Genomic DNA, 22,714 nt, shown 5'->3' with positions numbered 1-22,714 from the left:
GTCAGTGGGCCGCCGGATGAGCGGTCCACCACCAGTTCTGGGTCTGCTGCGCGAACATGCTGGGCACCCTACCCGAAGCACGATCCCTACCGGCGGGTATCAGCCGAGGTCAGGCCGTAGGAATGGAAGCTTCCGGGGTAGCGGGCGGGGGCGCGGGGGCGCCCGTGTCCCGTGCGGCGGTGAAGCGGTACGGGGATGGCCGGTATTGGGCGGTGGCTCTGGCGTGTCTTGGGCGCGTCTCGTCCTTGTCTCGGCAAATGTCTCAAAGTGCGGTCCGGCGGCCGGACAGCCGCCGCGACCCCGTAGGGTTGGAGCGTGACCGTGAACGCTGAACTCCACGCCGGTGGCAACACCTGGCGCTCCCTTCCCGCGGCGCAGCAGCCCGAATGGCCGGACCAAGAGGCTCTGCGCGATGTGATCGCCGAGCTCGAGTCCTATCCGCCTCTCGTCTTCGCGGGTGAGTGCGACCAGCTGCGCCAGCGCCTGGGAGCGGTCGCCCGTGGAGAGGCGTTCCTGCTCCAGGGCGGCGACTGCGCCGAGGCCTTCGATGCCGTCGGTGCCGATCAGATCCGTAACAAGCTCAAGACGCTGCTCCAGATGGGCGCCGTGCTGACCTACGCGGGCCAGGTGCCCGTCGTCAAGGTCGGCCGTATCGCCGGTCAGTACAGCAAGCCGCGCTCGAAGCCGACCGAGACCCGCGACGGCGTGACCCTGCCGACCTACCGCGGCGACTCCGTCAACGGCTTCGCCTTCACGCCCGAGGCCCGCACGCCGGACCCGCAGCGGCTGAAGCGCATGTACCACGCCTCTTCGGCCACGCTGAACCTGGTGCGTGCCTTCACCACCGGTGGCTACGCCGACCTGCGCCAGGTGCACGCCTGGAACCAGGACTTCGTGAAGTCCTCCCCGTCCGGGCAGCGCTACGAGGCCCTGGCCCGCGAGATCGACCGCGCGCTGAACTTCATGAACGCCTGCGGGACGGACCCGGAGGAGTTCAAGACGGTCGAGTTCTACTCGTCGCACGAGGCCCTGATCCTCGACTACGAGTCGGCCCTGACCCGTACGGACTCCCGCACCGGGAACCTGTACGACGTCTCCGGCCACATGGTCTGGATCGGTGAGCGCACCCGCCAGCTGGACGGCGCGCACATCGAGTTCGCCTCGAAGATTCGCAACCCGATCGGTGTGAAGCTCGGCCCGACCACCTCGGCCGAGGACGCCCTCACCCTGATCGAGCGCCTCGACCCGGAGCGCGAGCCGGGCCGGCTCACCTTCATCACCCGCATGGGCGCGGGCAAGATCCGTGACCACCTCCCCGAGCTGGTGGAGAAGGTCACCGCCTCCGGTGCCCAGGTGGCGTGGATCTGCGACCCGATGCACGGCAACACCTTCGAGGCGGCCTCGGGCCACAAGACCCGCCGCTTCGACGACGTGCTGGACGAGGTCAAGGGCTTCTTCGAGGTCCACAAGAGCCTCGGCACGCACCCGGGCGGCATCCACGTCGAGCTCACCGGTGACGACGTCACCGAGTGCGTGGGCGGCGGCGACGAGATCTTCGTCGACGATCTGCACCAGCGCTACGAGACGGCCTGCGACCCCCGCCTCAACCGCAGCCAGTCCCTGGACCTGGCGTTCCTCGTCGCGGAGATGTACCGCGACCAGTAGGAGCCGGTGATACGAGCGCGCCGTGGGGCGGGGATCTGTGATCCCCGCCCCACGGCGTTGTTTTTCCGCCACCGGGCCGGGTAAGGTTAGGGTTACCTTATTGATCAACCCGGCTGGCGGTGAACCGCGTGTACGTCTGCTCGTGCTTCGGCATCACGGAGCAGCAGGTGCGTGAGCACGCGGACAAGGGGGCGTGCACGCCCCGGCAGATAGCCTCCGCCTGCAAGGCGGGCACCGACTGCGGCGGCTGTGTGCGCCGCATCCAGGCGCTGCTCGGCCGTGGCGCGTGCCCGCGCCGCGAGCTGGCCGACCGGGGGGAATCCGATGTGCTCGGCGCCGGGATACCCGCGCTGTCACAGCCTCAGCCCCAGGCGGCCTAGGGCTCAGTCCGACCCGCCGTTCTCCTGCTCGATGAACTGCGCGATGTACAGCGCCTCGCCGAGCTTCTCGATCAGCTCCAGCTGCGTGTCCAGATAGTCGATGTGATCCTCCTCGTCCGCGAGGATCGACTCGAAGATATTGGCCGAGGTGATGTCGCCCTTGGCCCGCATGACCTCCACCCCGCGCCGCAGGCGGTCGATGGCCTCGACCTCCACCTGCCGGTCGGCCTGGAACATCTCCGTGATGGTCTGGCCGATCCGGACGTGGAAGAGCCGCTGGTAGTTGGGCAGCCCCTCCAGGAAGATGATCCGGTCGGTGAGGGTCTCCGCGTGCCGCATCTCGTCGAAGGACTCGGCGCGCGTATGTGACGCGATCTTGGTCCACCCGTGGTGCTCCTGCAGCTTCGCATGCAGGAAGTACTGATTGATCGCGGTCAGCTCGGCAGTCAGCTGTTCATTGAGGAACTCGATGACCTCGGGATCGCCCTGCATTGCAGAGGCTCCTTCCAAGCAAGGGTGACTGGCAGGTTGCGCGCATCCTCGCACCGCCCTTCGAAACCGTCCAGTAAGTGCACACTTAGTGGGAGTTGTCCCCATAGTGGAACCCCTGGTCACCGGCGCCCCGAAAGGTCTGACACCATGGGGGCATGGGGCCCTCGAAAAACACCGAAAGCCGCAAAGGGGAGCTCCCCCAGCTGCCGCCGGGGCAGCGTCTGCAGCGCGGCTGGCCGGTGACGCACTACGGCCCCGTGCCGAGGTTCAAGCCGGACCGGTGGGAGTTCCGCGTCTTCGGGTCCACCGCCGACGGCGACAAGCACTGCTGGACGCACGAGGAATTCTCCGCACTGCCGTACACGAGGGTCGTGGCGGATCTGCACTGCGTCACGAAATACAGCGTGCTCGGCGCCGAATGGGGCGGGGTCTCGGCCCGTACGGTGCTCGAACTCGCACCGCCCGCGCCCGGGGTCACACATGTCATGGTGTGGGCGGAATACGGCTTCAGCTCAAATTTGCGACTGGCCGATTTCGCCTCCGAAAAGACGATTTTCGCCACGCACAAGGACGATGAGCCGCTCACCGCCGAGCACGGCTTCCCGGTCCGTCTCGTCGTGCCGCACCTCTACGCCTGGAAGGGGCCCAAATGGGTGCGCGGCGTGGAGTACATGACGGCCGACCGGCGCGGTTTCTGGGAGGAGCGGGGCTACCACAACATCGGTGATCCCTGGCGCGAGCAGCGCTACTCCTACCAGGAGCAGCCGGGCGAGGGCCCGGAGCTCTAAGGCCCGCGGCGCGCGTCAGAGCACGCCGTCGCGCAGCTCCTTCAGGCGGGCCACGTCCGCGGCGTGGCCCGCGGGGCCGCCCGGCGTCTCGATCGTCAGCGGCACCCCGGCCGTGGCCGGGTGGCGGAAGAGCTCCGCGAACGGGCCGGCGCCGATGTGGCCGGAACCGATGTTCTCGTGCCGGTCGAGGTGCGCGCCCACGACCGCCTTCGAGTCGTTGGCGTGGATCAGCTTCAGCCGCCCCTCGCCCACCACCGAGACCAGCTCGTCGAGGGTGCTCTTCATCCCGCCCGGCCCGGCGAGGTCGTGGCCCGCCGCGAAGACGTGGCAGGTGTCCAGGCACACCCCCAGCTTCGGGTGGTGCTCCAGCGCCTCGAAGTAGGGGCCGAGGTCCTCGACCAGCGAGCACAGCGACGCGCCCTGACCGGCCGTGGGCTCCAGCAGCAGCCAGGGGTCGTCGTCGTGGGTCAGCTCGTCCAGCAGCGGCAGCAGCCGCTCGTGGACCTGCTCCAGCGCCGCCCGGCGCGGCCGGCCGCCCGTCGCGGAGCCGGTGTGCACGACCACGCCCTGCGCGCCGATGGCCCGCCCGCGGCGCAGCGAGTGCCGCATCGACTCCCCGGACAGCTCGACCGTCGCCGCGGTGTGCGAGCCGAAGTTGATCAGGTAGGGGGCGTGCACCCACACCGGCAGGGACTCCTGCGCGCACGCGGCGCGGAACGCCTCGTCCTGCGCGGGGTTGCCCGCGGGCGTCGCCCAGCCGCGCGGGTTGGCGACGAAGACCTGGAGGGTCTCCGCGCCCATCTCGCGCGCGTAGGCCAGGCCCACCTTGGCCAGGCCGCCCGCCACCGGCACATGGCCGCCCACGGGGTTGCGCAGCCGTCCCGGGGCCTGCTCCTCCGCGGCTGCCGGCTCCTCCACTGCTACGGACACGGTTACAGACCGCCCTTGAGCTTGATGGTGATGGTGTCGCCCTTGGCGGCCTGCTCGCCGCCCTTGACCGACTGGCTCTCCACCGAGTCCTGCGGGAAGAAGAACGGCTTGTCGACCTTCACCTGGAAGCCCGCCCCGGTCAGCAGCCGCTTGGCCTCGGCCTCGTTCTTGCCCGTGACGTCCGGGACCGGCAGCATCTCCTTGCCCTTGGAGAGGGTCAGGGTGACCGTGTCGCCCTTGGCGGCCTTGTCGCCCGTGCCCGGGGACTGCTCGGCCACGGAGCCCTTGGCGCGGTCGGAGAAGACCTGGGTCTCCGACACCTTGGTCTCGAAGCCCTTGTCGCGCAGGGCGGCGGTCGCGGCGTCCGGGGACATGCCCCGCACGTCCGGCACGTCCAGCGGGGCGCCCTTGCTGACGGTCAGCGCGACCGGCGCCTCCGGGCGGCGCTGCTCGCCCGGCTTCGGGTCGGTGGCCAGTACCGAGCCCTGCGGGGTCTCGCTGCTGAACTGCTTGCCGACCTCGCCGACGGTCAGGCCCGCGCCCTCGATCTTCTTCTTCGCCTCGTCGAAGGGCATGCCGACGACGTTGGGCACCTCGGCCCGCGCGGGCCCGCGCGAGAGGGTGATCGTCACCTTGCCGGTGTTGCGGATGCGCTTGCCGGGCGCCGGGTCGGCGGCGATGACGTGGCCGCGCTCGACGGTGTCGCTGAAGTCCTCCTTCGTGCGCACCCCGAGCCCGGCGTCGTCCAGTGTCTTCTCCGCCTTGTCCCGGGTCATGTCCAGGACGGCGGGGACGGTCGTGAACTGGCCCGAGTTGACGTACCAGACCCCGGTGCCGATCAGCACGGCCAGCAGTGCGGCGACCGCCGCGAGGACCCCGCGCCGCGGCGCCTGCCGGAACCGGCCGCGCGGGCCCGCGGGGGGCACAGGCGGGGCCGGCGGGGCCGGGGGAGCGGGCGGGTGCTCCAGCCGCGTGGTGCGGTTCAGCCGGTCGCCGTCCTCCTCGGGCAGCGGGCGCGCGGCCGGCCGGGGCAGCACGCTCGTACGGTCCTCGGGGCCCGTCGCGCGGCCTGTGACCGCGTCGGTGAGCGCCTGCGGAGGCATCGAGTCCAGCTGCTCGTCGCTCAGCTCCGCGCGCGCGGCGCGGGCAAGGCCCAGCAGCGCGACGGCGTCGGCCGGGCGCAGCCGCGGGTCGCGGGCGGTGGCGTCGGCGACGAGGCCGTCCAGCCCGGCGGCCAGGCCCGGCACGGCCGCCGACGGCGGCGGGACGTCCGCGTGCAGGTGCTGGTAGAGGACCTGGGCCGGGGTGCTCCCGGTGTGCGGCTTGGCACCGGTCAGCATTTCGTAGAGGACGACGCCGCACGCGTAGACGTCCACGCGCGGATCGGCGGTGCCGTGCTCCAGCTGCTCGGGGGCCAGGTACGACACGGTGCCGAGCACGGATCCGGTGGATGCGGTGGTGTCGGTGTCCACGGCGCGGACGAGCCCGAAGTCGGCGACCTTCACCCGGCCGTCGTCGCCGATCAGCACGTTCTCGGGCTTCATGTCGCGGTGCACCAGGCCCGCGAGGTGGGCCGCGCCCAGCGCGGCCAGCACCGGCTCCAGGATGTCGAGGGCGGCGCGGGGCTGGAGGGCCCCGCGCTCGCGCAGCACGTCGCGCAGGGTGCACCCGGGCACGTACTCCATCGCCAGATAGACGTACGGGCCGTCGGTGCCCTGGTCGTAGACGCCCACCACATTGGGGTGGTCCAGGCGCGCGACCGACTTGGCCTCGCGGATGAAGCGCTCCACGAACGCGGTGTCGGCGGCGAGGCCGGGGTGCATCACCTTGACCGCGAGCACCCGGTCGAGCCGGGTGTCGAGGGCGCGGTAGACCGTGGCCATCCCGCCCACGGCGATGCGGGCCTCGACCCGGTAGCGGCCGTCGAGCGTGTGCCCGACCAACGGGTCCCCTAGCGTCGTATCCACGCGACGAGTCTAAAAGGGCGGGGAGACAGCCATGACCCCAGCAAGAATCAAGCCGTCCGGCGCCCCGGACCGGGGTCCGGGGCGGAGCTCCGGTCAGTCGCCCGCGCCGAAGGCGGGCCGCTCCGGATCGAGACGCGCCAAGCCCTCCGCAGGAGAGGACGCCTCGGCGAAGTGGCGCCGCGGTATCCGTCCCGCCCGGTACGCCAGCCGCCCCGCCTCCACGGCGTGCCGCATCGCCTCCGCCATCAGCACCGGCTCCTGGGCGCGCGTCACCGCGGAGGCGAGCATCACCGCGGCGCAGCCCAGCTCCATGGCGAGCGCGGCGTCGGAGGCCGTGCCGGCGCCCGCGTCGAGGATCACGGGGACCCCGGCGCGCTCGGTGATCAGCTGGAAGTTGTGCGGGTTGCGGATGCCGAGGCCGGAGCCGATGGGCGAGCCCAGCGGCATGATCGCCGCGCAGCCGACGTCCTCCAGCTTGCGGGCGAGAACCGGGTCGTCGCTGGTGTACGGCAGCACCGTGAAGCCGTCGTCGACGAGGATCTCCGCGGCGTCGAGCAGCTCGACCGGGTCGGGCAGCAGCGTGCGCTCGTCGGCGATCACTTCGAGCTTGACCCAGTCCGTGCCGAGCGCCTCCCGGGCCAGCCGGGCCGTCAGGACGGCCTCGCCCGCGGTGTAGCAGCCGGCGGTGTTCGGCAGGACCCGGATGGAGTGCCGCTCCAGCACGGAGAGCACGGAGCCCCGGACGCTCGCGTCCAGGCGGCGCATCGCGACGGTGGTCAGCTCGGTGCCGGAGGCCAGCAGCGCGCGCTCCATGATGTCGAGGCTGGGCGCTCCGCCGGTGCCCATGATCAGCCGGGAGCCGAAGGTGGTGTCGGCGATGGTGAGCAGGTCGTCCGCCATCGGTGCTGATCAGCCCCCCTGCACTGCGGTGAGGACCTCGACGCGGTCGCCCGCGCCGAGCCGGGTGGCGGCCCACTGGCCGCGCGGCACGACGGCCTCGTTGACGGCGGCGGCCACGCCGCCGGGCGCGGAGCTCATGCTCGCCACGAGAGCGCCGAGGGTCAGGCCGTGGGGCACCTCGCGGTGCTCGCCGTTGACGCTGATGCCCATGTGGGCCTCGGGGTTGTCGGTGGGATCGCTGGGGTTCATACGGGCAGCTCCTGCAGCGCGTTCGAGAAGCGTCGGGGGGTGAAGGGGCGGGCCTCCTCGGGGAGGCGCCCGGTGGTCAGCACCTCGGCCATGACGTCGCCCGTCAGCGGGGTGAGGAGGACGCCGTTGCGGTGGTGGCCGGTGGCGGCGTGCAGCCCGGGAAGGGCGGTCGGGCCGAGCAGGGGTGCGTTGTCGGGGGAGCCGGGGCGCAGCCCGGCGGAGGTCTCGACCAGGGGCAGTTCGGTGATGCCGGGCACCAGCTCGTGGGCGTCGCGCAGCAGCTCGTAGACCCCGCCGGCGGTGACGGTGGTGTCCCAGCCGAGCTCCTCGGTGGTCGCGCCGAGGACGAGCTCGCCGTTCTCGCGGGGCACCAGGTACACCGGGCCGCCGCGGACGACCGCCCGCACGGTGCGGGACAGGAAGGGCGCGTACGCGTCCGGGACACGCAGCCGCAGCACCTGGCCCTTGACGGGGCGCACGGGCGGCAAGGCGTCGGCAGGGACGCCCGTGAGCGTCCCGCTGCGGCTGCCCGCCGCGAGCACCACCTGGCCCGCGGCTATCCGGCGGCCGTCCGCGAGCTCGGCGCCCGTGGCACGGTCCCCGGCGAGCAGCAGCCGTACGGCCCCCGAGCGGTGGAAGGCGACCCCGGCCCGCTCGCAGGCCGTGAGCAGCGCCCGCGCGAGCCTGCGGGGATCGGTCTGGTGGTCCCCGTCCACCCGCAGCCCCCCGCGTACGCCGGGCGCGAGCATCGGCTCCAGGCGGCGGCACTCGCGGCCGGTGAGCCACTGCGCGTCCAGCCCGCAGCGCTGCTGCAGGGCGTGCAGCTCGCGCAGGTGCTCGCGGTCGTCGGCGTCGAGGGCGACGGCCAGCGTGCCGCACGCCCGGTAGCCGGTGGCGACGCCGCTCGCCTCCTCCAGCTCGGCCGTGAAGTCCGGATAGCGGCGCGCGGAGGCCAGGTTGAGGGCGAGCAGCGCCTCCTCGCCGTAGTGCAGTTCGGTCACCGCGGCCAGCATCCCGGCGGCGACGCGCGCCGCGCCGCCGCCCGGTGCGGGGTCGGCCACGGCGGTGCGCAGCCCGCGCTGTGCGGCGCGCCAGGCGGTGACGAGCCCGATGAGACCGCCGCCCACGACGAGGACGTCGCAGGCGGGCACGGTCGGTGGAGTCGGTGCGTCCGATGTGGTCGTCGACGCGGCCATGAGGTGTCCAGCCCCTCCCTTCGCCGGCATGACCCGGATCAGGTTCGTACGGTCGGAGGCCGTCCAGCCTCCCTCTCAGCCCGGTCGTCCGGGCTCCCGCGAGTGCGTGCACCGGCCACCCTAGTACGCGCCGCGATTGCGGGGCGAGGGCCCGTCGGACGACGACGCGGCGGTGCCCGCGCGCCGGTCCCCGCCGCCGTCGCCCTACAGTGATCGGGTGAGCGAGCACCGGGAAGAAGCACTTGCCGCCGGCGAGCGGCGCGTCGTCATCGTGGGCGCCGGAATGGCCGGCGTGCAGACCGCCGTCGCCCTGCGCGAGCACGGCTGGGTCGGCACCGTCACGGTGCTGGGCGCCGAGCCGCACCCTCCGTACGACAGGCCGCCGCTCTCCAAGGCCGTCCTGCTGGGCAAGGCCGAGGGCTCCGCGTTCGAGGTGGACTTCGCCTCGCTCGGGATAGACCTCCAGCTCGGGCGGGAGGCCACCGGCCTGCGCCCGGCCGAGCACCTGCTGGAGACCGCCGCCGGGCCCGTCCCCTACGACGTCCTGGTCATCGCCACCGGCGCCGAGCCCGTCCGGCTGCCCGGCAGCGAGGGCCTGCCCGGCGTCCACCTGCTGCGCACCCTCGACGACGCCGTGGGGCTGCGGCCGGTGCTGGCCGCCCAGCACGACGTCGTGGCCGTCGGCGCGGGCTGGATCGGCGCCGAGGTCGCGACGGCCGCCCGGGAGGCGGGCTGCGAGGTGACCGTGGTCGAGGCGGCGGACCGCGTCCTCGCCGGTGCCATGCCCGCCGAGGTCGCCGCCCGCATGGCCCCCTGGTACGCCGAGAGCGGCGCCCGGCTGATGCTCGGCGCGCGCGTGAGCACCGTCGAGCCCGGCGCGGTCGTACTCGACGACGGCACCCGGCTGCCGGCCGGCGCCGTGGTCGTCGGCATCGGGGCGCGGCCCGCGACCGGCTGGCTGGAGGGCTCCGGCATCGAGCTCGGCGAGGACCGCGCCGTCGTCGCCGACGAGCGGCTGCGCACCTCGCTGCCCGACGTCTACGCGGTCGGCGACTGCGCCTCCTTCCCCTCCGCCCGCTACGGCGAGCGGCTGCTCGTGCACCACTGGGACAACGCCATGCAGGGGCCGCGGACCGTCGCGGCGAACATCGTGCTCGGCCCGGCCGAGGGGCCGGTCTACGACCCGGTGCCGTACTTCTGGTCCGAGCAGTTCGGGCGCTTCGTGCAGTACGCGGGCCACCACGCCGCGGCCGACGAGCTGCTGTGGCGCGGCGACCCCTCGACCGCCGCCTGGAGCGTGTGCTGGCTGCGCGCCGGCGTCCTGGTCGCCCTGCTGGCCGTCGGCCGTCCCAGGGACCTCGCCCAGGGCCGCAAGCTCATCGAGAAGGGCGCCTCCCTGGACCGCACCAAGGCCGCCGACGCGTCGGTGCCGCTGAAGGCCGCGGTGCTGTGACGCGCCCGGGTCGGGTCAACCCGGCTACCGGCTGTCAGCGGCAGATGGCAGGCTTGTCCCGTGACCGAGATTGACGCAAAGATCGACGCGCTTGTTCCCGCCTGGTTCAACCTCCCCGAGATCGCAGAGAAGCTCGACGTGGAGGTGACGCGCGTGCGGCAGCTGGTGAAGGAGGGCCAGCTGATCGCCGTGCGCCGCGGTGAGAACAGGGTGCTCATGGTGCCCGCCGCCTTCATCGGCGAGGGCAAGGTCGTCAAGGGCCTGGCCGGGACCCTGACGCTGCTGCGGGACGACGGCTTCAGCGACGAGGAAATGCTGGAGTGGCTCTTCACCGCCGACGAGACCCTGCCGGGCACCCCGGCGGACGCGCTGCGGGAGAACCGCGGCACGGAGGTGAAGCGGCGCGCCCAGGCGCTCGCCGTCTGAGCCGCCGAGCCGCCCGAAAGCCTCAGCAGCAGTCCCGGGCGCGGTGAGCCGCGCCCGTCAGAACCGTCCGGTGTGCGGGCGGGGCGCGCCCCCGCCCGCACTCCGCCGACCCGGGGGGAACCACCCGATGTCCGCCACCGCCCGCGCCCTCCTCGACGACGCCCGGCTGTACCTGTGCACCGACGCCCGCAAGCGCCAGGGCGATCTGCCGGAATTCCTCGACGCGGTCCTCGCCGCCGGTGTCGACATCGTCCAGCTGCGCGACAAGGGCATGGAAGCGGGCGAGGAGCTGGAGCACCTCGCCGTCTTCGCCGATGCCGCCCGGCGCCACGGCAGGCTCTTCGCGGTCAACGACCGCGCCGATGTCGCCCACGCCGCCGGTTCCGGCGTCCTGCACCTCGGCCAGGGCGATCTGCCGGTGCCCGCCGCCCGCGCCATCCTGGGCGAAGAGGTGCTGATCGGCCGCTCCACGCACGCCGAGGCCGAGGTGGATGCCGCGGCCGCCGAGCCCGGCGTGGACTACTTCTGCACCGGCCCCTGCTGGCCGACCCCCACCAAGCCGGGCCGGCACGCCCCCGGCCTGCCCCTGGTCCGCCACGCGGCGGCCCTCGGCACCGCGCGCCCCTGGTTCGCGATCGGCGGCATCGACCTGGGCAATCTGGAGCAGGTGCTCGACGCGGGCGCCCGCCGGGTCGTGGTGGTCCGCGCGATCACCGAGGCGGACGATCCGGGCGAGGCGGCGGCGCTGCTGGCGAAGCGGGTCCGCGAGCGCCTCTGAGGCTCCTGAGGTTCCTTAAGGCTCCTTCCGGGCCGGCCGGGAACGCCAACGGAGCATCACCGGGAACGTCAACGGAGCATCAACGGAATATGAAGATCCCGTCCGCATGGCGGACGGGATACCGGCCTATCGGGCAAATCGTAGAAGTGGGTTGGGGGCCGCCGGGACCGCTGGTTAACTTGCCGGTATGGCCCTTGGTACCGCCTCCACCAGGACAGACCACGCGCGCACGGTGCGTGACCTGCTCGCCTCAGGCGAGCGGTCGTATTCCTTCGAGTTCGCCGCCCCGAGGTCCGAGAAGGGGGAGCGCACCCTCTGGGACGCCATCCGCCGGATCGAGGCCGTAGGCCCCACCTTCGTCTCCGTCACCTACGGCGCCGGAGGCTCCTCCCGCGAGGGCACCGTGCGGGTGACCGAGCGCATGGCGACCGACACGACGCTCACGCCCGTCGCCCACCTGACAGCCGTCAACCACTCCAAGGCCGAGCTGCGCAACATCATCGGCCAGTACGCCGACGTCGGCATCCGCAACATGCTCGCCCTGCGCGGCGATCCGCCCGGCGATCCCATGGGCGAGTGGGTGCGCCACCCCGAGGGCCTGCACTACGCCGCCGACCTCGTCAGGCTCATCAAGGAGTCCGGCGACTTCTGCGTCGGCGTCGCCGCCTTCCCGGAGATGCACCCGCGCTCCACCGACTGGGACACCGACATCCGGTACTTCGTGGACAAGTGCCGCGCGGGCGCGGACTTCGCCATCACCCAGATGTTCTTCTACCCGGAGGACTACCTGCGGCTGCGCGACCGGGTGGCGGCCGCCGGCTGTGACACCCCGATCATCCCCGAGATCATGCCCGTCACCAACGTCCGCCAGATCGAGCGGTTCGCGCAGCTCAGCAATGCCGCGTTCCCGCCCGCGCTGGCCGAGCGGATCCTCGCGGTCAAGGACGACCGCGCCGCTGTACGCTCGATCGGGATCGAGTACGCCACGGAGCTGTGCGCTCGGTTGATGGCCGAGGAGATTCCCGGGCTGCACTTCATTACCCTGAACCACTCCACGGCGACGCTGGAAATCTACGAGAATCTGGGACTGCACCAGCGGTCCTGACGGCCGGCCCCTCGAAAGGCGGCGGCCACGAGAGGGGCGTAAATGGGCTGGACGGTCCTCTACATCGCATTCGGCGTCGTCGCGCTCTGGCTGCTCGGCGAAGTGCTGCTGCAGTACAAGGCGCGACTGCGCTGGCGCCTCCTCGCCTTCGCCGGGTTCCTCGGCGTCGTCGCGGGCGTCGTCATCCCGTCCGTCGCGGTCATCGCGGTGGGCGCGGTGGCCTTCGCCGTCGGGCAGACGTATGTGACGCTCTCCTTCCGCCGGGGCTTCTCGCGCGGCTGGGCGCTCCGCCGGGACAAGACCGGCAACGGCGACAACGCGGGCGAGTTCGGCAAGTCCGGCACGGAGGAGAAATCCGGCACGGGCGGTAGGTCCGGAAGGGGCGTCAAGTCCGGTAAGCGCGCCGGGAAGCCGGCCGCCGAGGACGACGGCCCGAAGGAGCCGCGCACCGGCCGGCGCCGCAGGACGGAGCGGGCGGAGGCCCCTCCGCTCGACGAGACCGCGGCCATGCCCGCCGTCCCCCCGCTCGCGGAGCCCGCGAGCGACCCCGGCCTGCCCGGCGCCGACCTCCGGACGCAGGCCGGACCCGGAAACGCGGGCGACGCGGCGGCCTACGGCGGTTACGGCGAGAGCGGTTACGGCGACAACGGCTACGGCGCGGCTTCCGCCCCCGCCCAGGACACCGGCCCTGCCCAGAGCGCCGGCCCCGTCCTGTACGGCGACTCCGCCCCGTACGACGCCCCCTACGGCGCCCAGGTCCCGGCAGCGCCCGGCGTGCCCGCCGAGCCCGGTCAATTCGACTACGGGCAGGGACAGTACGCCGCGTACTCCGACCCCTACATCGGCAGCCGGCAGCAGGCCTACGAGCCGTACGACTCCTACGGGCAGTACCAGCAGCCCGCTCCCCAGCCCTACGGCATGGGCGGCTATCCCGCCGAGGCCTACGCGCCCGCCCCGCAGTACGACATGGACACCCCGCCCGGCGGCGTCTGGGTGCCGCAGCAGCGCGACGGCGACCTTCCGCCCGCCCCGCAGGGCTACGCCCCCCAGCAGCCCTACCCGGGCTATCCCCAGCAACTCCCCGGCCAGGGGCAGGGCCAGGGTCAGGGGCCGGGCTACGGCGAGCAGTACACCGAGCACCACAACGAGCAGCCCCGCTACTGACCGCACCGCCGCGGCAGCGGGGCTCCGGGCGGAGAACCGCAGCGGGGCCGAGAACCGCAGCGGGGCCGAGAACCGCAGCCGGGCGGAGAACCTCCGCCCGGCGGAGAGCCGCTGCCTACTGGGAGCCGCGCCAGTCCGCCCCGGACACGATCAGGCCCGCGGCCATCGTCCCGGACATCCCCGCGTGCGCCAGCCCGCCGCCGGGGTGGGCGAAGCCGCCCGCGAGATACAGGCCGGGCAGCGGCGTCGCATTGGCGGTCCGCAGGAACGCGCCCCCGCCACCGGCCAGCACCGGCGCCGGAACGCCCCCGCCCTCGGCGCCCGTCGCCCGCTCGGTGTCGGCGGGCGTGCGCACCTCGTGCCACAGCAGGCGCTCCCGCAGGCCCGGCAGCACTCCTTCCGCGGCGTCGAGCACGCGCTCGGCGAAGGCGGCGGACGTCGCCTCGCCGTTCCAGTCCACCTGACCGTGCGGTGCGACCGTGGCGGTCAGCGTGACGGCCTCGTGGCCCTCGTCCGGGCGGACGTCCGGATCGTCCGGGCGCAGTACGGTCACCGTCGGCCGGTAGTGCAGCGCGGCGGGGCCGCGCGCACCCTCGCCGAAGATCCCTTCCAACTCCGCGCCGCGGTCCGGCGCGTGGACCACCGTGCGGTGGGCGGTGGCCGCGGGCCGCGCCCCGCGGAGCGCGAGGAAGACCGTGAACCGCCCGGGCGGCACCGGCGGACCGGGCCGCGCCGCGGGCCCGCAGGCCGCCGGGGCGAGCTGCCGCAGCCGCCCGGGCGAGACGCCGGCGACCACCATGTCGGCCTCGGCCGTGCGCCCGTCCGCCAGCTCCACACCGGCCGCGCGGCCGTCCTTCTCGACGACGGCCGTGACCTCCGAGCCCAGGGCGAACTCCACCCTGCGCGCCAGGCACCGCTCGTACACGGCGTCGGCCAGGCCGCGCATCCCGCCGCGCACGTACCAGCTGCCGAAGGTCTGCTCCATGTACGGCAGGACCGTCGCGCTCGCGGGGGCGTGGCGCGGATCGAGCCCGTACGCCAGGGCGTGGCTCTCCAACAGGGCCGTGAGCCGCGGGTCCTTCAGCTCCCGCTCGGCGACGGCCGCGAGCACGGGCGGCGTGCTCCGCCGGAACAGGCCGCGCTTGCGCAGACCCGGATAGGGGTCGTGGCCCAGGGCCTCCAGGTACTCGGGGTCGGCGAGCAGGGGTTCCTCCAGCAGGGGGCGGCGGGTGGCGTCCCACACCACGCGCGCCCGGTTCACGAGCTCGCTCCAGCGCTCGCCCGCACCCGCCCCCACGGCCTCGTCGAGCGCCTGGACCACCCCGGCCCGGGAGGCGTTGGGCAGGGAGACGGACGTGCCGTCGGCGAAGACGTGCGCGCTCGCCGGATCGACCTGGACCAGGCCGACGCATCGCTCCAGGGACTCCTTGCCCGTCTTGACGAACAGGTCGCGGTAGACGGCCGGAAGGTGCAGCAGCCCCGGCCCCGTATCGAAGGCGAAGCCGTCGCGCGTCATGCGCCCGACGCCTCCGCCGTGCGTCGCCGCGCGCTCGTACACCGTCACCCGGTGGCCCGCGACGGCCAGCCGGGCGGCGGCAGCCATCGCGCCCATCCCGGCGCCGATCACCGCAATCCGTGCCATGGGAGGGACTTTATCCGGCGGCACTGACAGCGCCGGGCGGCACCGGTCCCCACGAGCGCGCGGATGCCCGCCCTGGGCCTGAACGCTCAGGCGTGAGTACCCGTACTCAGAGGAGGAGATGAGTAGGCGCACGGATGGGCCGCGGCCCCGCCGGGCGGAAGAGTGGTGCCCACGGAAGGGGCGCGGCGCCGGTACCGCCGGCACGGGGCGGCGGAAACGGCGCGGCACCCCCGACGTGACCGGGGGGGGGCGGGGGCCCTTGCAGGGCTCGGGGGAGCACACGGGGGAGCAAGGGGGGAACGCCGTTCCGGCGCCGGCCGAGGGGGATTCGGCCGCGCCGGGACGTGCGCCTGCGGCGGAGGCCTGACCGGCCGCGGCCCGGACAGGGCTAGCGGACGACCCCGCTCAGGCGGCCCTGCAAAAGGCGCGACAGCGTCGCGTGCACCTCGTCCACCGACCGCTCGGGCTGGAACGACTGCCAGTCCAGCGCCGCCACGAGCACCGTCCCGAACAGCGCCGACGCCGTCAGTGCGAGGTCGGTCCCCGGCGTCGGGCCCTCCTCCGCGACCGCCTCCCGCAGCGCGGACTCGATCACCTCGACCGCCTCCTGGCGCACCCGCGTCAGCGTCGGGCGCCAGGCCCGGTTGGTGCGCCACAGCTCGGCGACGTAGAGCCGGGCCAGCGACGGCTGGCGGGCCACGAAGTCCAGCCCGGCGCGGATCATCGCGTCCAGCGCCTCGGCCGCGCCACCGCCCCGCTCGGCGGTCTCCTCGGCCGCCGCCCGCAGCGCCCCGGTCAGCAGCTCCATCCCGTGCCGCAGCAGCTCCTCGAACAGATCGGTCTTGCTCGCGAAGTTGTAATAGACGGTGCCCTTGGCCACCCCGGCCCGTTCCGCTATCTCGTCCACGGTGGTGGAGGAGAAGCCCTGTTCGGCGATGAGGGTCACCGCGGCGTCGAAGAGCTTTCGCCGGGTGTTCTGACGGCGCGTACTGCTGCTGTCCATGAAGTGATTCTCCCTGCCCGCCGCGCGGCGCCCGCCCCTGCGTCAACCTCGCGTGGCCGTACGGGCATTCGCGCAGGCGCCGGCGGCCGCCCGGGGCGGTCCGCGCGGCGCCGCGCCGGACCGGGCGGCCGTGTCGTCCTGCCCCCGGGCGCGGCCCATTAGGCTGGGGCGGACGCAACCGTTCGCCACCGCCGAGGAGCCACCCGCCGTGTCAGACCCGCTGCGCCCCCGGGCGTCCCTGCGTACCGCCGTGGTCTGGGAGGTCCTGCGCGACGCCCTGGACCGCCGGGTGAAGGCCGCCGGCCCGGACGGCGGGGTGCTGGACGTGCTCGACACCGGCGGCGGCTCCGGCCACTTCGCGGTGCCCGTCGCGGCCCTCGGCCACCGCGTCACCGTCGTCGACCCCAGCCCCAACGCCCTCTTCGCGCTGGAGCGCCGGGCCGCCGAGGCCGGCGTCGCCGAGCGGGTGCGCGGCGTCCAGGGCGACGCCCACGGCCTGTTCGACGTGGTGGACCGCGGCGCCTACGACGTGGTGCTCTGCCACGGCGTCCTGGAGTACGTGGACGACCCCGCCGAGGGCGTGCGCAACGTCATCGAGGCGCTGCGCCCCGCCGGCACCCTGAGCCTGCTGGCCGCCGGCCTCGGCGGCGCGGTCCTCGCCCGTGCGCTCGCCGGGCACTTCACCGAGGCTCGCCAGGTCCTCACCGACCCGGCCGGCCACTGGGGCGCGGGCGACCCGGTGCCGCGCCGGTTCACCGCCGAGCAGCTGACGGAGCTCGTGACCGCCGCGGGCCTGGAGGCCGGCGCCGTGCACGGCGTGCGCGTCTTCGCGGATCTGGTGCCCGGTGTGCTGCTCGACGCGGAGCCCGGCGCCCGGGAGGCGCTCGCCCAGCTGGAGGCCGCCGCGGCCGCGCTGCCGGCCTTCCACTCGGTGGCCACCCAACTGCACGTACTGGCCGAACGTGGCTGACTGCGCGCTGTAGGTCACACACCACCCGATCAGCTGGTTCGCCCCGTATGATCGGGGGACACCGTCCGGCATGGCCGATCGGCGAACCGGGAATGTACGTCCCGACACCACCGATCGCCACACGGACATCGGTGGGCGGATTGGCGCAGAGGGGCGGGTTTCACGGGGGCGATTCCCTGCCTATCCTGAAAGGGTCGCACCCGGTCGCCCCCCGCGACCGACGAGTAGGAGGACTCCGTGCCGCTCTCGGAGCACGAGCAGCGCATGCTCGAGCAGATGGAGCGAGCGCTGTACGCCGAAGATCCCAAGTTCGCGACAGCGCTCGAGGGCAGCGGCCTGCGCACGTACACCCGGCGACGGGTCTACCAGGCGGTCGCCGGGTTTCTGGTGGGTATCGCGCTCTTGATGACCGGCGTGATGATTCAGGGGCAGTACTGGATCAGTGTGGTCGGCTTCCTCGTCATGCTGGGCTGCGCGGCGCTCGCCGTCACCGGCTGGCGCAAGGGGCCGCGGGCCGGTGCGCAGCGGGGGACGGGCCCGGCGGGGCCCCTGGGCGGCCGCGGCCAGATGCGCCCGCGCCGCAGCATGATGGACCGCATCGAGCAGCGCTGGCAGCGCCGCCGTGACGAGCAGGGCCACTGAGAGCCCTCGCGCTTCCTTCATCCGTTTCTTCATCCATGGCGTGGGGNNCCCCCCCCCCCCCACGCCATATCCGTCTGCGGCGGGTGCCGTTCAGGCGCGCGGGCGTGCCGCGCGCAGCGCCCGGCCCGCACGCCGCCAGGAGGCCCCGAGCCGGCCGGTGCGGATCCGCCGCGCCGCTGCCGAGCGGCGCCGCGCGAAGCCCCACAGCAGCCGGGCCGCCGAGCGCGGCAGCAGTACGGCGCGCAGCCGGGCGCCCCGCCCCGCGGCGGCGTGCAGCCCGGCCCGCACGCACTCGACGTCGCCCGCGAGGCCCGGCGCGGGCCGTGGCCGCGGCGCGTACAGCACCTGCTCGACCGCGGCGGCCACGCGCCCCGCGGACGCGGCGGCCTCCCCTTCCAGGGCGCCGGCGGTGACGATGCGCGCGGCGGCGGCACGCGGGGTGCGGGAGTCGTCGGGCAGGATGCCGTAGTCCCAGGCGGAGTCCGTCAGTTCGCGCCAGGCCGCCAGCGTGCGCTCCGCGGCCATGGCGTCCGCGGCGGCATCCGGGTGCAGGTCCGGCCCGCCGAGCCGGCGGGCCCGGACCCGCCGGCGCCACAGCATGGGCAGCAGGGGGAGCCCCAGGGCCGCCAGCGCCGCCACGGCGATGCCCGTCACCGCGGCGGCGGAGGGGCCGCCGGAGGACTGCCCGCCGCCGGCCTGCCCGGGGGCGGGCCGGCACTCGCCGAGCTTCTTCTGCGCCGGCGGGCAGGCGTCCGTGTCCTGCGGGGCCGCCGGGGCCGCGGCGCTCCGCTCCGGGGCCGGAGCCGGCGCCGCGCCGGGACCGGCCCCGGGGGCCTGCTCGGCGACGGCGTACTCGGGCGTGGTGCCGCGGCCGGGCGTCGGCTCGAAGCGCGTCCAGCCGATGCCCTCGAAGTACAGCTCGGGCCAGGCGTGGGCGTCCTTGGACCCGACGGACACCGAGCCGTCCGCCGTGGGAGTGCCCGGCATGAAGCCGACGGCCACGCGCGCGGGGATGCCCAGCGTCCGTGCCATCGCCGCCATCGAGAAGGAGAAGTGGATGCAAAAGCCCCGCTTGGCCTCCAGGAAGCGGGCGACGGCGTCCGCGCCGGTTCCCGACGCGACCTGGGTGTCGTACTGGAAGCCGCCGCCGACCGAGAACCAGTCCTGCAGCATGACCGCCTGCTGGTAGGCGTTCGCCGAGCCCGCCGTCACCTTCCGGGCCGTCTGCGCCACCACGGGCGGCAGTGACCGGGGCACCTGGGTGTAGGCCCGCAGGACCTGCTCCGGGGGCGCGGGGGCGCTCGCGAGCTGCGCGGCCGTGGGCTCCACCTGCAGGCTGGCGACCTGATAGCGCACGCCCCGGGTGGTCTGGCCGCGCTCGCCGGTGAGGATGCGGCCCTCCGGCTCGTACCGCCAGCGGCCCTCGGTGCGCACCTCCTCGGCCGGGTAGGGCAGCGGCAGGTAGTTCTGCGCGTAGCCGGCGGAGGCCGTGACGGTGGTGTCGATGCGCGTGGTGCGCACGCCGGGGGCGAGCCCGGCCGGGGTGGGCAGGACCGCGGGCAGCTCCGTCAGGGGGCGCTCGGTGGTCTGCCACGACGCGCCGTCGAAGCGGTCGAGGGCGACGATGCGCAGGTAGAGGTCGCGGGTGTTCTCGGCGGAGGAGCGCAGGCGCAGCAGCTCGCGGTTGGCCGGCTGGTTGAGGCTGTCCTGGAGCGCGACGAGCGGCTTGACGGAGGTGAGCCCGCCGCCGGGGCCCGCGGCCTCGGCCCGGCCCTTGGGCTCGAAGAGCCCGCTCTCCATCGCGGGCAGCACGGCCGGCACCACCAGGGCGATGCCGAGGGCCAGCGCGCCGATGCGCCGGCCCGTGCGGACGGGGCCGGGGGAGGCACCGCCCGGTGCGGGCCCGGGAGCCGGGGGAGCCGTCCGGCGGCCGCCGAAGACGCGGCCCCACTCCGCGAGCCGCTCCCTCCCCTCGGCCAGGAGCAGCAGCAGATAGCCGCTCGCCGCCGCGAGGAACCACAGCCACCCCGAACCGCCCTGGCCGAGCCCGGCGGCCACGGAGTACAGGGCGAGCAGCGGCAGCCCGGCGGGGGCGGCGCTGCGGTACGTGACCGCGACGGCGTCCACCGTCAGGCCCACGACCAGCACGCCCCCGACGAGCAGAAGCCGGATACCGGCCGTGGCCGGCGCGGGGATGGCGTACCGGCCGACGTCCTCGGTGCCCTCCTGCAGCAGCTGGCCGAACTCGCGGAAGACGTCGGGGCCGGGCAGCAGCCCGGCGACCGCCTGCTCACCGGCGAAGGCCACGGTGAGCAGGAGCAGGGTCACCAGGGCCTGCGCTGCGACCGTCAGCGGCCGGGCCAGCGGCACCCGGCGGGCGAGGGCGCCGACCGTGCTCTGGAGGGCCAGCAGGAAGGCGGCCTGCAGTATCCAGGCCGACTTGTCCACCAGCGGCAGCATCGCGCAGGAGGCCGCGAGCGTGGCCGCCGCCGCGCTCACCGCCAGCCGGGTCCGCCCGGTCATGCCGGCCCTCCCGCCGTGCCCGCCCCGGGGGAGCCGGGGAAGCCTGCCGGGGCGGTGAGGCCCGGCCCGGCCGCCAGCCGCCACAGGTCGGGCAGCGAGGCCCCGGGACCGGCGGGCAGCGCCGTCCAGCCCGCCTCCCGCAGCACCTGCAGCCGCTGCTCGGCCGCGCCCTGGCCCCGGGGGTCCCCCCGCCAGGCGGCCGGGTCGAGGACGAAGCCGACGGCGGTGCCGCCGCGCCCGCGCATCCGGGCGGCCAGGGCCGCCTGCTGCTCGTCGAGGCCGCCGAAGAACGCCACGAGCAGCCCGCCCTCGCCGCGCAGGGAGCCCAGGGCGGGGGAGAGGCAGGCGCCCTCCGAGTGCTCCACGGCCGCGAGGGACTCCAGCAGCAGGCCCGCCGCATCCGCGGAGTCGTGGGGAGAACCGGGGCGGCCGCCGTACTCGCCGGGGGCGCCCGGGCCGGGGACCGCGCCCCCGGTGTCGGTGAGCAGCTGCACGGAGAAGCCGCGCCCCAGCAGGTGCACCGCGGCGGAGGCGGCCGCCGAGACCGCCCACTCGAAGGACGAGCCGGGGCCCGCGCCCTCGTAGGCCGTGCGGCGGGTGTCGAGCAGCACGGTGCAGCGGGCCCGGCGCGGCTGCTCCTCGCGGCGCACCATGAGCTCGCCGTGGCGCGCGGTGGAGCGCCAGTGGACACGGCGCAGGTCGTCTCCGTGGCGGTAGCCCCGGGGGATGACGTCGTCCTCGCCGGCCAGGGCGGGGGAGCGGCGCAGGCCGTCGCCGTGGCCCGAGCCCGGGGCGCCCAGGCGCACCGGGGGCAGCGGCTCGGTGTGCGGCACGACCGTCAGCGTGTCGTACGCGCTGAAGCCGCGGGCCAGCTCGCACATGCCGAAGGGGTCCGTCAGCCGCAGCTGCAGCGGGCCGAGGGGATAGCGGCCGCGCAGATCGGAGCGGACGCGGTAGGACACCTCGCGCCGGCCGCCGGGCTCGATGCGGTCCAGCACGAAGCGGGGGCGCGAGCCCAGGACGTAGGGCACCCGGTCCTGGAGCATCAGCAGGCCGGTGGGGATCCGGGAGACGTTGTCGATCCGCAGCCGGACGCGGGCCTCGGCGCCGGCGGGGACGCGGGCGGGCGCGAGGCGGCGGCTGCCCGTGACGCGGTGGCGGGTGCGGTGCAGCACGGTCACGCAGAGCAGGGGCAGGACGGCCAGTAACAGCCCGACCCGCAGCAGATCGGCCTGGCCGAGCACGTAGGAACAGGAGGCGGCCGCGATGCCGGCCGCCAGGAAGGAGCGGCCGCGGGTGGTCAGCCCGCCCAGCGCCGCCCACAGGCCGCCGCTGCCCGCTGCGGCCCCCCGGCCCGGGCGGCCGGGATCCGGGCCCTCCCCCGGGCCCATCACAGCCTCCGCGCCTGCCGCCAGGCCGCCTGCGCCGAGGGGTCGGGCACGGGGGTGCGCCGCAGGATGTCGAGGACGGCCTGCTCGGCGGTGCGCCCGCCCAGCTGGGCCTGGGCCGTGGGCAGCAGCCGGTGGGCGAGGACGGAGACGGCGAGCGCCTGGACGTCGTCGGGCAGGGCGAACTCGCGGCCCGCGAGGGCGGCCGCCGCCCGGGCCGCGCGCACCAGGTGGAGCGTGGCCCGCGGGGACGCCCCGAGTCTGAGGTCGGGGTGGTGGCGGGTGGCGGTGACGAGATCCACCGCATAGCGCCGGACGGAGTCGGCCACATGGACCCTACGGACCGCTTCGACGAGCTTGACGATGTCGTGGGCGTGGGCGACCGGCTGCAGATCCTCCAGCGGGGGGACCACCCCGTGCACGTCCAGCATCCGCAGCTCGGCCTCGGGGCTGGGATAGCCCATGGAGACCCGGGCCATGAAGCGGTCGCGCTGGGCCTCGGGCAGCGGGTAGGTGCCCTCCATCTCGACGGGATTCTGCGTGGCCACCACCATGAAGGGGCTCGGCAGCTCGTAGGTGTGCCCGTCGACGGTGACCTGGCGCTCCTCCATGGACTCCAGCAGCGCCGACTGGGTCTTGGGCGAGGCGCGGTTGATCTCGTCGCCGATGACGATCTGGGCGAAGACCGCGCCCGGCTTGAACTCGAAGTCGCGCCGCTGCTGGTCGAAGACGCTCACGCCCGTGATGTCCGACGGCAGGAGGTCGGGCGTGAACTGGATGCGCCGCACCGAGCAGTCGACCGAGCGGGCCAGGGCCTTGGCGAGCATCGTCTTGCCGACGCCCGGCACGTCCTCGATGAGCAGGTGGCCCTCGGCGAGGAGCACCGTCAGCGCGAGCCGCACGACTTCCGGTTTGCCCTCGATCACGCTCTCCACCGCCCGGCGGATCCGCTCCGCGGTGGTCGTCAGATCTCCGCCTACGCCCGGCTCCGCGTGCGTCGCGGGATCCTCAAGGCTCCCCGGCTCGCCATAGGTCGTCACCCGGCCCTCCTCG

The 22,714-nt window shown here is 74.3% G+C and carries 22 protein-coding genes and 1 riboswitch; of the genes, 10 read left to right on the top strand and 12 right to left on the bottom strand.

The annotated features are described in order from the left end of the window. Window position 1: 1 nt before the first annotated feature. Window positions 2–58, bottom strand: coding sequence for a trp operon leader peptide (locus IE241_RS35010; protein WP_190023827.1), 57 nt, complete (start codon window positions 56–58; stop codon window positions 2–4). A 257-nt stretch (window positions 59–315) separates the two neighbouring features. Between IE241_RS35010 and IE241_RS23330 the strand changes: the two genes are divergently transcribed. Both IE241_RS23330 and IE241_RS23325 read left to right on the top strand, forming a co-directional pair. Then, window positions 316–1,665, top strand: coding sequence for a class II 3-deoxy-7-phosphoheptulonate synthase (locus tag IE241_RS23330; RefSeq protein ID WP_058044801.1), 1,350 nt, complete (start codon window positions 316–318; stop codon window positions 1,663–1,665). Window positions 1,666–1,784: 119 nt separating this feature from the next. Further along, a complete protein-coding gene (locus tag IE241_RS23325) occupies window positions 1,785–2,045 on the top strand; it encodes a (2Fe-2S)-binding protein (protein ID WP_190023749.1) in 261 nt (86 codons plus the stop codon). 3 nt (window positions 2,046–2,048) lie between these two features. On the opposite strand, the gene bfr is transcribed toward IE241_RS23325, so the two are convergent. Beyond that, on the bottom strand, window positions 2,049–2,537 hold the full coding sequence (gene bfr / locus IE241_RS23320) for a bacterioferritin (RefSeq protein WP_190023748.1): 489 nt from the start codon (window positions 2,535–2,537) through the stop codon (window positions 2,049–2,051). 155 nt (window positions 2,538–2,692) lie between these two features. Between bfr and IE241_RS23315 the strand changes: the two genes are divergently transcribed. Further along, entirely contained in the window at window positions 2,693–3,325 is a 633-nt protein-coding gene (locus tag IE241_RS23315) for a sulfite oxidase-like oxidoreductase (protein ID WP_190023747.1), read from the top strand. Between the two features lie 15 nt (window positions 3,326–3,340). On the opposite strand, the gene IE241_RS23310 is transcribed toward IE241_RS23315, so the two are convergent. From IE241_RS23310 to thiO, 5 genes are all read right to left on the bottom strand, one after another. Then, window positions 3,341–4,201 carry a deoxyribonuclease IV gene (locus IE241_RS23310; RefSeq protein WP_190023826.1) on the bottom strand — a complete coding sequence of 287 codons (861 nt, stop codon included), beginning with the start codon at window positions 4,199–4,201 and terminating at the stop codon, window positions 3,341–3,343. 56 nt (window positions 4,202–4,257) lie between these two features. Further along, a complete protein-coding gene (pknB, locus tag IE241_RS23305) occupies window positions 4,258–6,222 on the bottom strand; it encodes a Stk1 family PASTA domain-containing Ser/Thr kinase (RefSeq protein ID WP_190023746.1) in 1,965 nt (654 codons plus the stop codon). A 93-nt stretch (window positions 6,223–6,315) separates the two neighbouring features. Next, window positions 6,316–7,122, bottom strand: a complete 807-nt coding sequence (locus IE241_RS23300) for a thiazole synthase (RefSeq protein ID WP_190023745.1) — start codon at window positions 7,120–7,122, stop codon at window positions 6,316–6,318. Window positions 7,123–7,131: 9 nt separating this feature from the next. Next, the gene (thiS, locus tag IE241_RS23295; RefSeq protein ID WP_229899687.1) at window positions 7,132–7,371 is read right to left on the bottom strand and encodes a sulfur carrier protein ThiS; all 240 of its coding nucleotides are present in this window, start codon (window positions 7,369–7,371) and stop codon (window positions 7,132–7,134) included. Continuing rightward, complete coding sequence (gene thiO, locus IE241_RS23290; RefSeq protein ID WP_190023744.1) at window positions 7,368–8,567, bottom strand: glycine oxidase ThiO; 1,200 nt, start codon at window positions 8,565–8,567, stop codon at window positions 7,368–7,370. Before thiO ends, thiS begins: the two co-directional genes overlap by 4 nt. After that, a riboswitch (TPP riboswitch) is annotated at window positions 8,566–8,677 on the bottom strand. (Overlaps the previous gene by 2 nt.) A 107-nt stretch (window positions 8,678–8,784) precedes the next feature. On the opposite strand from thiO, the gene IE241_RS23285 reads away from it, so the two are divergent. The 5 genes from IE241_RS23285 to IE241_RS23265 all read left to right on the top strand — a co-directional run bounded on the left by IE241_RS23285 (window position 8,785) and on the right by IE241_RS23265 (window position 13,493). Continuing rightward, window positions 8,785–10,020, top strand: coding sequence for an NAD(P)/FAD-dependent oxidoreductase (locus IE241_RS23285; protein WP_268254424.1), 1,236 nt, complete (start codon window positions 8,785–8,787; stop codon window positions 10,018–10,020). 60 nt (window positions 10,021–10,080) lie between these two features. Continuing rightward, a complete protein-coding gene (locus IE241_RS23280; protein ID WP_190023743.1) occupies window positions 10,081–10,446 on the top strand; it encodes an Rv2175c family DNA-binding protein in 366 nt (121 codons plus the stop codon). A gap of 127 nt (window positions 10,447–10,573) precedes the next feature. Beyond that, window positions 10,574–11,224 carry a thiamine phosphate synthase gene (gene thiE / locus IE241_RS23275; protein ID WP_190023742.1) on the top strand — a complete coding sequence of 217 codons (651 nt, stop codon included), beginning with the start codon at window positions 10,574–10,576 and terminating at the stop codon, window positions 11,222–11,224. Between the two features lie 187 nt (window positions 11,225–11,411). Further along, window positions 11,412–12,329: a methylenetetrahydrofolate reductase [NAD(P)H] gene (gene metF, locus IE241_RS23270; protein WP_190023741.1), complete on the top strand. Its 918-nt coding sequence runs from the start codon at window positions 11,412–11,414 to the stop codon at window positions 12,327–12,329. 42 nt (window positions 12,330–12,371) lie between these two features. Beyond that, window positions 12,372–13,493: a hypothetical protein gene (locus IE241_RS23265; RefSeq protein WP_190023740.1), complete on the top strand. Its 1,122-nt coding sequence runs from the start codon at window positions 12,372–12,374 to the stop codon at window positions 13,491–13,493. Between the two features lie 115 nt (window positions 13,494–13,608). On the opposite strand, the gene IE241_RS23260 is transcribed toward IE241_RS23265, so the two are convergent. Both IE241_RS23260 and IE241_RS23255 read right to left on the bottom strand, forming a co-directional pair. After that, window positions 13,609–15,135 carry a phytoene desaturase family protein gene (locus IE241_RS23260; protein ID WP_190023739.1) on the bottom strand — a complete coding sequence of 509 codons (1,527 nt, stop codon included), beginning with the start codon at window positions 15,133–15,135 and terminating at the stop codon, window positions 13,609–13,611. Window positions 15,136–15,523: 388 nt separating this feature from the next. Continuing rightward, window positions 15,524–16,138 (bottom strand): TetR/AcrR family transcriptional regulator, encoded by a 615-nt coding sequence (locus tag IE241_RS23255; RefSeq protein ID WP_190023738.1) that lies wholly within the window; start codon window positions 16,136–16,138, stop codon window positions 15,524–15,526. 208 nt (window positions 16,139–16,346) lie between these two features. Here IE241_RS23255 and IE241_RS23250 point away from each other — a divergent pair, with 208 nt between their 5' ends. Together IE241_RS23250 and IE241_RS23245 are read left to right on the top strand one after the other, a co-directional pair. Then, window positions 16,347–17,108, top strand: a complete 762-nt coding sequence (locus IE241_RS23250) for a methyltransferase (RefSeq protein ID WP_190023737.1) — start codon at window positions 16,347–16,349, stop codon at window positions 17,106–17,108. A gap of 237 nt (window positions 17,109–17,345) precedes the next feature. Beyond that, window positions 17,346–17,750, top strand: coding sequence for an SCO2097 family morphological protein (locus IE241_RS23245; protein WP_190023736.1), 405 nt, complete (start codon window positions 17,346–17,348; stop codon window positions 17,748–17,750). A 90-nt stretch (window positions 17,751–17,840) separates the two neighbouring features. On the opposite strand, the gene IE241_RS23240 is transcribed toward IE241_RS23245, so the two are convergent. From IE241_RS23240 to IE241_RS23230, 3 genes are read right to left on the bottom strand one after another with little or no spacing between them, the layout of a single operon-like run. Continuing rightward, the gene (locus IE241_RS23240; RefSeq protein WP_190023735.1) at window positions 17,841–20,273 is read right to left on the bottom strand and encodes a transglutaminase TgpA family protein; all 2,433 of its coding nucleotides are present in this window, start codon (window positions 20,271–20,273) and stop codon (window positions 17,841–17,843) included. Then, entirely contained in the window at window positions 20,270–21,664 is a 1,395-nt protein-coding gene (locus IE241_RS23235; RefSeq protein ID WP_190023734.1) for a DUF58 domain-containing protein, read from the bottom strand. Before IE241_RS23235 ends, IE241_RS23240 begins: the two co-directional genes overlap by 4 nt. Then, on the bottom strand, window positions 21,664–22,701 hold the full coding sequence (locus IE241_RS23230) for an AAA family ATPase (RefSeq protein ID WP_190023733.1): 1,038 nt from the start codon (window positions 22,699–22,701) through the stop codon (window positions 21,664–21,666). The genes IE241_RS23235 and IE241_RS23230 overlap by 1 nt, the downstream gene beginning before the upstream one ends. Window positions 22,702–22,714 lie beyond the last annotated feature (13 nt).

Source organism: Streptomyces hiroshimensis (assembly GCF_014650335.1).
GTDB lineage: Bacteria > Actinomycetota > Actinomycetes > Streptomycetales > Streptomycetaceae > Streptomyces > Streptomyces hiroshimensis.
The sequence above is the reverse complement of the archived record's forward strand: the minus strand, read 5'-3'. Positions and strand labels throughout refer to the sequence as shown.